Annotated in this window: 2 protein-coding genes (1 of these 2 running past the window's edge); both read right to left on the reverse strand. The window is 63.5% G+C overall.

Annotated elements, in window-relative coordinates; translation table 11 throughout:
- On the reverse strand, positions 1-357 hold the beginning of the coding sequence (locus ACZZ0A_RS13285) for a non-ribosomal peptide synthase/polyketide synthase (RefSeq protein ID WP_463543273.1). 17,496 nt of this gene lie to the left of the window's left edge; 357 of the gene's 17,853 nt are visible here — the first part of the coding sequence; its start codon is at positions 355-357; its stop codon lies beyond the left edge, outside the window.
- Positions 354-13,370 (reverse strand): amino acid adenylation domain-containing protein, encoded by a 13,017-nt coding sequence (locus tag ACZZ0A_RS13290; protein WP_463543274.1) that lies wholly within the window; start codon positions 13,368-13,370, stop codon positions 354-356. Before ACZZ0A_RS13290 ends, ACZZ0A_RS13285 begins: the two co-directional genes overlap by 4 nt.
- Positions 13,371-13,395 lie beyond the last annotated feature (25 nt).

The raw sequence follows: 13,395 nt of genomic DNA on the forward strand, positions 1-13,395 counted from the left end.
CTGCAACGGCGCCAGTGGATAGATGTCCTGCACATTGGCGGCGCCGCCCGGTACCTCGGTAAGCAAGCGGTCGAGGGTCGACTGATCCACTTCAGCGAGGGTCACCATCGCTGGCGTGATGTGCGTGCTGCCGGGGAGAATGCCGTTGGCCGGAACATCGATCTGGCCGACGCGGGTGGCCGAGTATTGGCCGGCCTTGATCAGTTCAATCAGCGCCGGTTTGTGCTCGCGCAGCGCGGCCAGCAACGCCGGATCGCTCAACGCCTGCTTGTTGCCATTGACGCGCAATTGCTCATCGGTCACCGCCAACTGAATGTCTTTTGCCTTCAGGGTTGCCAACAGTTCGAGCACATTCACAGGACGATCTCCATTCTTTCGGTAATTGCGGCGTAGCCGGCCAGGGTCGGTTGTTCGAACAACGCCCTGACATCGGCTTCCATGCCTTCCTGACGTAACCGGCCGATCAGGCTGACCGCCAGTAATGAGTGACCACCCAATTCAAAGAAGTGATCGTGGCGCCCTACTCGTTCGACGTTGAGCAGCTCGGCCCAGAGCCGTGCGAGGGTGATTTCCACTTCGCCGACCGGGGCTTCGTATTCGCGGGTTTTCAGCGATTGCTGATCCGGCGCCGGCAGTGCTTTGCGGTCGAGTTTGCCGTTGGGACTTAGCGGCAAAGCGGCGAGATGCACGAACACGGCGGGCACCATGTAGTCCGGCAAGTGCTCGAGCAAATGACTGCGCAGCAGGTCGATGTCCAAGCGCTCGCCGGTGTAATACGCGACCAGACGCTTGTCGCCCGGCACGTCTTCGCGGGCCAGCACCACGGCCTCCTGCACACCGTCGACCTGGGTCAGGCGTGCCTGAATTTCACCCAGTTCAATACGCAGACCGCGGATCTTCACCTGATCATCGTTACGCCCCAGGTACTCGATATTGCCGTCCGGCCGATACCGCGCGACGTCGCCGGTGCGGTACATGCGCCCACCAGGCTGGAACGGATCGTCGAGGAAGCGCTCGGCACTCAGCTCAGGCCGGTTCAGATACCCGCGCGCCACCTGCACACCAGCGATGTACAGCTCGCCGACTACGCCTTGCGGCACCGGCTGTTGTTGCGCATCGAGGATGTACATGCGGGTGTTGGCAATCGGTTTGCCGATTGGCGTGTTGTCCGGCGTCTGCTCGATGGAACCGGTGCAATCCCACGCGGTGACGTCGACGGCCGCTTCGGTCGGGCCATACAGGTTGTGCAAACCGCTGCCCGGCAGTTGCAGCTTGAAGCGCCGCACCAGACTGCCCGGCAACGCCTCACCGCTGCACATCACCTGGCGCACGCTGTCGCAGCGTGTGGTATCGCTGTTGGCGAGAAACACATCGAGCATCGATGGCACAAAGTGCAGCGTAGTGATGTGCTCGCGCTCGATCACTTCGCTCAGATACTGCGTATCCTTGTGCCCGCCGGGCTGCGCCATGACCAGTCGCGCGCCGGTCATCAGCGGCCAGAAGAACTCCCACACCGACACATCGAAACTGAACGGGGTTTTCTGCAGCACCGAATCGGCCGCCGTCAGCTGATAGGCGTCCTGCATCCATAGCAAGCGGTTGACCACACCGGCGTGTTCGTTGACCACGCCTTTCGGTTGGCCGGTCGAACCGGAGGTGTAGATCACGTACGCGCTGTGTTGAGGTGTCAGCGCCGGGATTTGCGGATTGTCGGCAGACAGCGATTGCCAAGTGGTCTGGTCGAGATCGACCATCGCTGCCGAGGTCTCACCCAGCGACGCGCGGGTCGCGCCGTGCACCAGCACCACGGCTGGCGCGCTGTCCTCGAGCATGTAGGTCAGGCGCTCCGGCGGATAGGCCGGGTCCAGCGGCACATACGCGGCACCGGCCTTGTTGATCGCCAGCAGACCGATGACCATTTCCAGGCTGCGTTCGACGCAGATCGCCACCCGTGAATCCACTTGCACGCCGAGGCTGATCAAGTACCGGGCCAGGCGGTTGGCGCGCTCGTTCAGCTGCGTGTAGCTCAATGCCTGATCGCCGGCGACGACGGCCACAGCCTCTGGCGTACGTCGCACCTGCGCCTCGAACGAGCCGTGCAGCGTCTGCTGCAAATCGTAATCGACGTCGGTGGCGTTGAGGCCGAACAACAACGCCTGTCGCTCCTCGTCCGGCAACACCGTCAAACGATTCAACGGTTGCTGTGGTGTCTGCTCCAACGCCTTGGCCAGCGCAACCAGCGCGTTCTGCATGAACTGGCCGATGCGTGCTGCGCCGATGCGCGACGGGGTCATCACCGTCAGTTGGAAGCCACTGCCGAGATCGTCGACGTTGAGGGTCAACGGGTAATTGGTGCGCTCCTCGCCGGCCAGGGATTCGATGCCCTGCAAGGATTCACGCTTGGCGTTCTGACGGGCCTCACTGTCGCTATGCCGGTAGTTGAGCATTGCACTGAACAGCGGCGACGGCGCCGCGACACCGCTGCAACGCTGGGCCAGCGCCAGCGAAGCATGTTCGTGCGCCAACAGCGCACTGAGCCGCGCATGCGTGGCCTTGACCCCGGCGCGCACGTTACTTTCGTCAACATCCACACGCAATGGCAAGGTGTTGATGAACATGCCCAACCCGCGATCCGCGCCCGCCCCGCCCTGCATCCGGCCAAGCAGCACGGTGCCAAAGACCACGCGTTCCTGACCGGACGTTGCCGCCAGCACCCGCGCCCAGGCGAGATGAAAAAGACTGGCGACACTGACACCGAGCAAGCGCGCCTGACTGCGCAGTCGCTGCGCCACCACGGCGGGCAGCGGCTGGCAGACCTCCTCGATGTCATTACCGTCGCCATGCACATCGTGCAGGCCGAACGGCAGAGTCGGTTCGTCGATGTCGCCGAGCATTTCGCGGAAAAACACTTCGTGCTCTTGTTCGCTGACACCAAGACGAGTCTGCGCAACATAATTGCGGTACGGCACAGCGGCCACCGGCAGTTGCTCATCGCCCTGCAAAATCGCCTGCATTTCCGCGCTGACCACCGCCAGCGCGGTGTGGTCCATGGCGATGTGGTGGAACAACAGCATAGCGACGACGCGCTGATGTTCCGGATCGAGGGCATACACCAGACGCAACAGCGGTGCCTGACCCAAGTCCAGACGCCAGTGCCGCGCATCGAAGCGCGCCCGTAGTTGATCGATGGCTTCACCCTGCGCAGGCTCCAGCGCCACGGCTTGGACCGGTAGCTCCGCATGCCGCCAGACCACTTGCACCGGCGCCGGCAGGCCTTGCCAGACAATCGCAGTGCGCAGTATGTCGTGGCGGGTCATGACCTGGCGCAGCGCCGCCGCGAACGCTTGAACACGCTCGACGCTGTCGAACGCCAGACACGATTGCAGCAGGTACGGATCGCCTTTCACGGCGCTGAGGTGGTGATAGAGAATCCCTTCCTGCAACGGCGCCAGCGGATAAATATCCTGCACGTTGGCCGCGCCACCCGGCACCGTGGCGACGATGCGCTCGATGCTCACCTGATCCAGTTCCACCAATGGCAGCATGTCAGGGGTGATCTGTGTGCAATCGGCGGGAATCAGATTGTCCGGCACTGCAACCTCGCGGCCGCTGCCCACCGCCGCCGCCAGCGCGGCCAGAGTCGGTTGGCTGAACAGCACGCGCACGTCGGTGCTCAGATCGACCTGACGCATGCGTTCGATCAGCGTCACCGCCAGCAGGGAATGCCCGCCCATTTCGAAGAAGTTGTCGTGACGGCCGACCTGCTCGACATTGAGGACTTCGGACCAGATCTGTGCCAGCACGATTTCCACCGAACCTTGTGGCGCGGCATACTCGCGGCTCAGCCACGCCGTCTGATCAGGCTCCGGCAACGCCTTGCGGTCGAGTTTGCCATTGGCGGTCAGCGGCAGTGCTTGCAGGCGCACGTAAGCGGCAGGCACCAGGGCTTGCGGCAACTGCGCTTGCAGATGACTGCGCAAATCCTCGATGTCGACGCTCAGGCGCTCGGTAAACCAGGCCAGCAACTGGCCGTCGCGCACCAGCACCACGCAATCCTGCACGGCCGCGTGAGCGCTCAACGCCGCTTCGATTTCGCCCAGCTCGATGCGCACGCCGCGCAGTTTGATCTGATCATCGTTACGCCCCAGATATTCGATGCTGCCGTCGGCGAGCCAGCGTGCGAGATCGCCGGTGCGATACATACGCGCCTGCGGTTCGTCGCTGAACGGGTCGTCGAGGAAGCGTTCGGCAGTCAGCTCGGGCCGATGCAGATAACCACGCGCCACACCGGCACCGCCGACATACAACTCGCCTGCAACACCGACCGGTACGGGGCGCTGCTGGTCGTCGAGCAAATAAATCTTCGCGTTGGCCATCGGCTGACCGATGTGCAGCATCTGCCCGGCCTCGACCGCGCCGGAGGTGGCAACCACCGTGGCTTCAGTCGGGCCGTAGTTATTGATCACCGCGAAGGTCTGCTCGCGGGGGAACTGGCGCAGCTTGTCACCACCGATCAACAGCGTGCGCAAGGTCGGGTGGCCGAGGTCGCGACTGAACGCATATTCGGCAACCGGCGTCGGCAGGAAACTCACCTGTAACGGCTGCGCGCACCACCATTCCAGCAACTCATCGAGGTGCTCGTTGTTCACCGACTCCGGCGGCAGGTGCAGGGTCGCGCCCACGCACAACGCCGGCCAGACCTCCCACGCCATGGCGTCGAAGCCGAAACCGGCGACACTCGACGTGTGGCTGCCGGCGCGCAGGTCAAAGGCCTCGCAGTGCCAGTGCACCAGGTTCTCCAGCGTCGCGTGTTCGACCATCACGCCCTTCGGTTGGCCGGTGGAGCCGGAGGTGTAGATCACGTAGGCAAGATGCGCCGGAATCAACGCGGACAGTTGCGGATTGCTCTCGGACAACTGTTGCCAGGTGGGATTGTCCAGATCAATCAGCGGCACGGCGCCGAGCAAATCAACCGTCGCAGCCTGCGCCAGCACCGCCATCGGCACGCTGTCCTGCAACAGATAGGCGATGCGTTCCGCCGGATACGCTGGATCGACCGGCACATAAGCGGCGCCGGCCTTGAGGATCGCCAGCAACGCGACGAGCATGTCCGGGCCACGGCGCAGACACACGGCAATGCGGTCATCGGGCTGCACGCCGAGCCCGAGCAAGTGATGGGCCAGGCGATTGGCGCGCTGATTGAGCTCAGCGTAGGTCAGGTGCTGCGCGCCCTGCACCACGGCCAGTGCATTCGGCTGCTGCTCAGCCTGAACCTCGACCAAGCGTTGAATCGTCGCGCCACGTGGATAGGCCGCTGAATGTTGGTTGAAGCCGACCAGCAAGTGTTCGTATTCCGCCACCGAAAGCACCGGCAAACGGTTGAGCGGACGCTGCGGCGTCTCTTCCAGTGCCGTCACCAGATGTTCCAGTGCGGTGTGCATGTAACTGCAAATCCGTTGCGCACCGATCTCTGCAACCGCCAGCACATCCAAGGCAAAACCTTCGCCCAGATCATCCACCGACAAGGTCAACGGATAATTGCTGCGCTCCTCGCCACCGAGCATGCGCACGCCTTGCCAGATGCCCTGACCGTCGTGCGGCTGCTGCTCGGCGGCACTGTGTCGATAGTTGAGCAAGGCGCTGAACAGCGGTGCGGAACCGCCCATTGCAGTGCAACGCTGGGCCAGCGCCAGTGACGCGTGTTCATGGCCGAGCAGCGCTGTCAGCCGCGCATGGGTGGTTTTCACCCCGGCGCGCACGCCTTCAGCGAGATCGACGCGCAGCGGCAAGGTGTTGATGAATACCCCGAGCGTGCGGTCGGCGCCCTCACCACCCTGCATGCGCCCCATCAACACCGTGCCGAACACCACGTCGCGGCGCCCGGAGACCACGCCCAACACCTGCGCCCAGGCCATGTGCATCAGGCTCGCCGGGCTGACGCCCAACTGCCTGGCCTGTTCCCGCAAACGCAGATTGAGCGCGGCATCCACCGGGTGCAGCGCTTCTTCGATGCCGCGCCCGTCGCCCTGCACATCCTGCAGCCCGAACGGCAAGGTCGGCTCGTCGATATCGCCGAGCATCTCGCGGAAGAACGCTTCGTGCGCCTGCTCATCGGCGCCCAGGCGGGCCTGCGCCACGTAATTGCGGTAAGGCATCGGTGGCGTTAGCGTGTCGAGTTGATCGAACATCAACGCGTGCATTTCCCGACCGATCACGTCCATGGCGGTGTGGTCGAGAATCGAGTGATGGAACAGCACGATGGCGACGACTTGCTGTTGCGCCGGATCCTCGGCGTAGACCATGCGGATCAGCGGCGCGAGGGTCAGATCGAGGCGGTAATGCCGCGCATCGAAGCGCGCGTGCAACTGTTCGAGAATATCGCCGTCCTGCGCATCCAGCGGCACCTGCTGCACAACCATCTGCGCCTCGCGCCAGACCACTTGCTGCGGGCTCGGCAAGCCTTCCCAGATCACGCTGGTGCGCAGAATGTCGTGGCGCGCGATGACCTGCTGCAAGTGTGCGGCGAAGGTCTGTAAACGTTCGAGACTGTCGAAAGCCAGACGCGATTGCAGCAGGTACGGATCGCCCTGTTCGGCGCTCAGATGGTGATAAAGAATGCCTTCCTGCAACGGTGCCAGCGGATAGATATCCTGCACGTTTGCAGCGCCGCCCGGCACCGTGGCGACGATGCGCTCGATGCTGGCCTGATCGAGTGTGGTCAGGGTCAGCATGTCGGGAGTGATGTGCGTGCAATCGGCCGCAATCAGATTGGCCGGCACCGCGATTTCCCGGCCACTGCCCAAGGCCCGCGCCAGCGCGGCCAGGTTCGGCTGGTTGAACAGCACGCGCACATCGGCGCTCAGACCGGCCTGACGCATGCGTTCGATCAGGCTCACCGCCAACAGCGAATGGCCGCCGAGTTGGAAGAAGTTGTCGTGACGGCCGATCTGTTCGATGTTCAGAACGTCGGCCCAGATCTGCGCCAACGCCGTTTCGACCGGGCCTTGCGGTGCTTCGTATTCACGACTGAGCCACGCATCCTGATCCGGCTCGGGCAAGGCCTTACGGTCAAGTTTGCCGTGGGCCGTGAGCGGCAGGCTGTCCAGTCGCACATAGGCGGCCGGCACCAAAGTGTCCGGCAGCCGCGCTTGCAGATGGCGGTGCAGGTCGCCGATCTCGACCGATTTGATTTCGGTGAACCAGGCGACCAGACGCCCGTCACGCACCAGCACCACGCATTCGCGAACCGCCTCGTGAGCACTCAGCGCCGCTTCGATTTCCCCGAGTTCTATACGCACGCCGCGCAGTTTCACCTGATCGTCGTTGCGTCCCAGGTATTCGATATTGCCGTCGTCCAGCCAGCGCGCAAGGTCACCGGTGCGGTACATCCGCGCGTGCGGCTCGTCGCTGAACGGGTCGTCGAGAAATTGTGCAGCCGTCAGTTCCGGGCGATTCAGATAACCGCGTGCAACCCCGGCGCCGCCGACATACAACTCGCCCTGCACACCGGTCGGCACGGGCTGTTGCTGACGGTCCAGCAGATAGATCTTGGCATTGGCAATCGGCCGGCCAATGTGCAGAACCCGTCCGGGTTCGATGCGCCCGGAAGTCGCGACCACCGTGGCTTCGGTCGGGCCGTAGTTATTGATCACAGCGAACGTCTGCTCACATGGGAACTGGCGCAACTTGTCGCCCCCAATCAGCAGCGTGCGCAGGGTCGGATGGCCCAGCTCGCGACTGAATGCGTATTCGGCCACCGGGGTCGGCAGGAAACTCACTTGCAACGGCTGAGCACGCCACCACTCGAGCAATTCATCGAGGTGTTCGTTGCCGATTGAAGGCGGTGGCAGGTGCAAAGTCGCGCCGACGCACAACGCCGGCCAGACTTCCCAGGCCATGGCATCGAAACCGCAACCGGCGACGCTGGCGGTGTGGCTGCCGGCGTGCAGATCGAAGGCTTCGGCGTGCCAGTGCACGAGGTTTTCCAGAGTGCGGTGCTCGACCATCACGCCTTTCGGCTGCCCGGTAGAGCCCGACGTATAGATCACGTAGGCCAGATTTTCCGGGGTCAGATTTGGCCGCAGCGGATTGTGGTCAGGCAAGTTCTGCCAGTCGCTGGCGTCCAGATCAATCACCGGCACCCTGCCGAGCAGGTCGCGCGTTGAGGCCTGCGCCAGCACCGCGATCGGGTCGCTGTCCTGCAACAAGTAAGCGATGCGCTCTGCCGGATAATCCGCATCGATCGGCACGTAACCGGCGCCGGCCTTGAGAATCGCCAGCAGTGCGACGAGCATGTCCGGGCCACGACGCAGGCACAGCGCGACACGGTCATCGACTTGCACGCCGAGGCCAATCAAGTGATGGGCGAGGCGATTGGCGCGCTGATTCAGTTCGCGGTAGCTGAGCTGTTGCTCGCCCTGCACCACCGCCAGCGCCTCGGGATGCGCCGCCACTTGTGCTTCGAACAGACGCGGCACTGTTTGTGCGGGCGGGTAGTCACGACCGCTGATGTTGAAGCCGACCAGCACCCGTTGCCGCTCGCCCGGCGACACAATCGACAGCTGCTGCAACGGCGCCTGCGGCGTGTACTCCAGCGCCGTCACCAGACTGTGCAACGCGGTTTGCAAGAAATCGCAGACTCGCGCACCGTCCACCTGCGGCACGGCTTGCACGTTCAGGCGAAACCCCTCGCCGAGGTCGTCGACACTGACCACCAGCGGATAATTGCTGCGCTCGCGCGAGCTGAGAATCTGCACGCCATCCCACGCTACGGCGGCCGACTCGGGCGCACTGTGGCGGTAATTGAGCAAGGTGCTGAACAGCGTCTGCGCACCGCCGACACCGCTGCAACGCTGGGCTAGCGCCAATGACGCCTGCTCATGGCCGAGCAACTGCGCCAGACGCGCATGCGTGGCACGCACGCCGTGTTCTACCGCATCAGCAGCGACGCTGACGCGTAACGGCAAGGTGTTGATGAACATGCCCAGCGCCCGATCTGCACCTTCTCCGCCCTGCATGCGCCCCAGTAATACGGTGCCGAACACCACGTCTTGCTGGCCGGAAACCTGCGCCAACACCTGAGCCCAGGCCTGATGCACCAGGCTGGCAACGCTGACACCCAGCCGCCGCGCCTGCTCGCGCAGACGCTGGCCGAGGCCTGCGTCCAGCTCGGCATGACTGTCGAGGATCGCGCTGCCGTCGCCGTGCACGTCCTGCAAACCGAAGGCCACGGTCGGCTCGTCAATGTCGGCGAGCATCTCGCGGAAGAAAGCTTCGTGGACCCGATCATCGGCGCCGAGCCGCGCCTGCGCGACAAAGTGGCGGTACTGCACCGGCAGCGGCAGATCGACGCTATGGCCGAGCATCACATCGCTCATTTCCGCGACCAGCACTTCCAGTGCGGTGTGGTCGAGGACGATATGGTGCATCAGGAGGATGCCGATCCAACGGTTGTGCGGCTGATCTTCGGTGTAGACAAAGCGCATCAGCGGCGCGCGATTGAGGTCCAGACGATAGTGGCGTGGATCGAAACGCGCCTGCATCTGCTCCAGCACGTCGCCGTCGAGTTCATCGGCATCAACGCGTTCCAGCGCCAGTGGTGCCTCACGCCAGACCACTTGTACCGCCTCTTCCAGCCCTTCCCAGACAATGCCGGTGCGCAGAATGTCATGGCGTTTGATCACGCCGTTCAAGGCGCGGACGAAGGTTTTGATCTGCGCCAGACCGTCGAAGGCAAATTGCGCCTGCAACACATACGGATCACCGGCGCTGGTGGCCAGATGGTGATAGAGAATCCCCGCCTGCAACGGCGCCAACCCATAGATGTCCTGCACATTGGCGATGCCGCCCGGCACAGTTGCAACGACACGATCGATCGCGGCCTGATCGAGATTGGCTAGCGGCAGCATCGCCGGAGTAATGCGCGTGCAACCCGGTTCGATCAGGTTGTCGGGAACGACGATGACCCGTTCGCTGCTCAAGGTCGCCGCCAGCGCTGCTACGCTCGGTTGACCGAACAACACGCGTACGTCGCAATGCAGATCCTGTTGGCGCATGCGTTCGATCAGCTTCACCGCCAACAGCGAATGACCGCCAAGTTCGAAGAAATTGTCGTGGCGACCGACCTGCTCGACACCGAGTAACGTCTGCCAGAGTTCGGCAATCAGATTTTCCACGGCACCGACCGGCGCTTGGAAACCCCGTCGGGCAAACGCTTCGCTGTCCGGTGCCGGCAAGGCTTTGCGGTCGAGCTTGCCATTGGCGGTCAACGGGAAATTCTCGAGACGCACGAAGGCGCTCGGCACCATGTACTCAGCCAGCGAAACCAGCAGTTGATCGCGCAATTGCGCCACATCCGGCGCGGCGCCTTCGTCGGCCAGCCAGTAGGCAACCAGACGCTGATCACCGGGGCTTTCCTCACGGGCGATGACCACGGCTTCGCGCACGCCTTCGCAAGCGCACAGGCGTGCTTCGATTTCGCCCAGTTCGATGCGGAAACCGCGAATCTTCACCTGATCGTCATTGCGCCCCAGGTATTCGAGGCTGCCATCGGCGGCCCAGCGCGCGAGGTCACCGGTTTTATACAACCGCGCCTGGGCGTTTTCGCTGAACGGATCATTGATAAAACGCTCGGCGGTCAGTGCTTCGCGATTCAGATAACCGCGCGCCACACCCGCGCCACCGACGTACAACTCGCCAATCACGCCGGCAGGGACCGGTTCGCGCTGCGCATCGAGGACATAGAGATGCAGGTCGGGAATGCGCACGCCAATCGGGCTGACGCCGAGCAACTGCGCGTCGGCAGCCTGCAACGGCCGATAGGTCACGTGCACCGTGGTTTCGGTGATGCCGTACATGTTCACCAGCCGCGTGCCGGCATTGCCGACCCGCGCATACCACGGCTTGAGCAAGCCCGGCTCCAGCGCTTCACCGCCAAAAATCACTTCCCGCAACGAGTGTTGAAGCTGACTGCGGCCCTGCGCGGCGATCAGTTGGCGGAATGCGCTCGGCGTCTGGTTGAGCACGGTCACGCCGGTTTCGCAGAGCAATGCATAGCAGTCGTCCGGCGAGCGGCTGACGGCTTGCGGGATCAACAGCAATTGCCCGCCGAACGCCAGCGCGGCCCAGATCTCCCACACCGAAAAGTCGAAGGCGAAGGAATGGAACAGCACGCCGATGTCTTGCTGGTTGAACTGGAACCAGTCGTGGGTGGCAGAAAACAGCCGCGCCACGTTGCGGTGCTCGACCATCACGCCTTTGGGCAGACCGGTGGAGCCGGAGGTGTAGATCACGTACGCCAGATGCGCCGGGGTCAGTTCGGGGATCTGCGGATTGCTGTCGAGTTCGGCCTTGAGGTGAGCGCTGTCGAGGTCGATCTGCGGCACCTCGAGATCGGCCACACGATCGCGTGTCGCCGCCTGCATCAGCACCGCCACCGGTGCACTGTCCTGTAAGGTGAAGCTGATTCGGTCCAGCGGATAGGCCGGATCGATCGGCACATAACCGGCGCCCGCCTTGAGCACGCCAAGCAGACCGATGATCATTTGTGGGCCGCGCTCGACGCAGATGGCGACACGGTCGTCAGGGCGAATGTTCAGCGCCAGCAAATGGTGGGCGACCTGATTGGCGCGATGATTGAGTTCGCCGTAACTGAGCGTTTGCCCTTCGAAGATCAGCGCCGTAGCGTCCGGGCGGGCCTGTGCCCGGGCTTCGAATTGCTGGTGGATCAGCGGGGTGTCGGGGCACTGCGACAGCGGCAAATTGCTGTCGTGTAGCAGGTGTTCGCGTTCGCTGGCGGGGAGGATTTTCAGCTCTTGCAGCGCCACATCGGCACTGGATTGCAGGGCCGCCGCCAGACTCTCCAGCGCGGTGTTCAAATAAGCCGCCATGCGCTCGGCGCCCAGTGCTACATCCGCCAGCGCGGTGATGCGCAAGTCCACGCCGAGGTCATCGATGTTGATGGTCAGCGGGTAGTTGGTGCGCTCGCGGGCGCCGAGTACCTGCACACCGGGGGCTATGTCGACCACGTCAGCGACTTCTTCGACGCTGCTGTGCCGGTAGTTGAGAATCGCGCTGAACAGCGGCGTCGGCACCGCGACGGCGCTGCAGCGTTGGGCCAGGGCCAGCGAAGCTTGCTCGTGCGCCAGCAACGCCGTCAGGCGCTGATGGGTCGCCCGCACGCCGGCACGCACGCTTTGTGCACCGACATCAACGCGCAGCGGCAAGGTGTTGATGAACATCCCCAACGCCTGCTCACCGCCCTCGCCCGCGTCCATCCGCCCCAGCAATACGGTGCCGAACACCACCGCCGTGCGCCCCGACAATTGCCCCAGTACGCGCGCCAGCGCCAGGTGCGTCAGGCTCGCGACACTCACGCCCAACTGCCGCGCCTGCTCGCGCAACTGCCGGCTCAAGCGGCTGTCGAGCATCAACGCGGCTTCCTCGATGGCGTGGCCGTCGCCCTGCACATCCTGCAGACCGCAGGGCAGCGTCGGCTCGTCGATGTCGGCGAGCATGTCGCGGAAAAACGCCTCCTGCGCCGGTTCATTGCCGGCACTGCGCGCCTTGGCCAAGTGATCGCGATACGGCACCGGCGCGGCCACTTGCGCGGTCTGCCCGAGCAGGCAGGCCTGAATTTCCCGACGCAGTACATCCAGCGCCACGTGATCCATGATCATGTGATGAAACAGCAACAGCGCAACGACGCGACCCTGAGCAGGATCCTGCGCATAGACCATGCGCAGCAACGGCGCTTGCTGCATGTCGAGACGGAAGTGCTGCGGGTCGTGGCGTGCGAGTAATTGCGTGAGCACGTCGGCACCGCTGTCGACGCGGATTGCCTCACACACCAGCGGCGCTTCGCGCCAGACCACTTGCACCGCTTCGTCGAGGTATTCCCAAACGAACGAGGTGCGCAGAATGTCGTGACGTTTGACCACCCAACGCAGCGCGTCGGCGAAAGCGTCCAGCCGTTGCTGGCTGTCGAACACGAAGCGCGCTTGCGAGATGTAAGGGTCACCGGCAGCAGCCGAGAGATGGTGATAGAGCATGCCTTCCTGCAACGCGGACAACGGATAAATGTCCTGTACGTTAGCCGCGCCACCGGGCACCGTGGCGACGATGCGGTCAAGGGTGTCCTGCTGCAGATTCACCAGCGGCAGCATGTCCGGGGTGATGCGAAACGCAGGACTCAGCCAGTCGCCGCCGTGTTGGGCAACCAATTCCAGCAATTGCGCCTTGTGCGCCGCGAGGCTGTCCCACAACGCGTCATCCAGCGCGTCGTCGCTGCCCAGAATGACCAGGTCTTCATCTTCCTGTTGAAGGCGGATCGCATGGGTGGAAATAACAGCCATCAGTTCGCTGAAATGCATGAGGTAACCTGCTGTAAATACGGAA

It is taken from the genome of Pseudomonas sp. AC242, assembly GCF_979258655.1.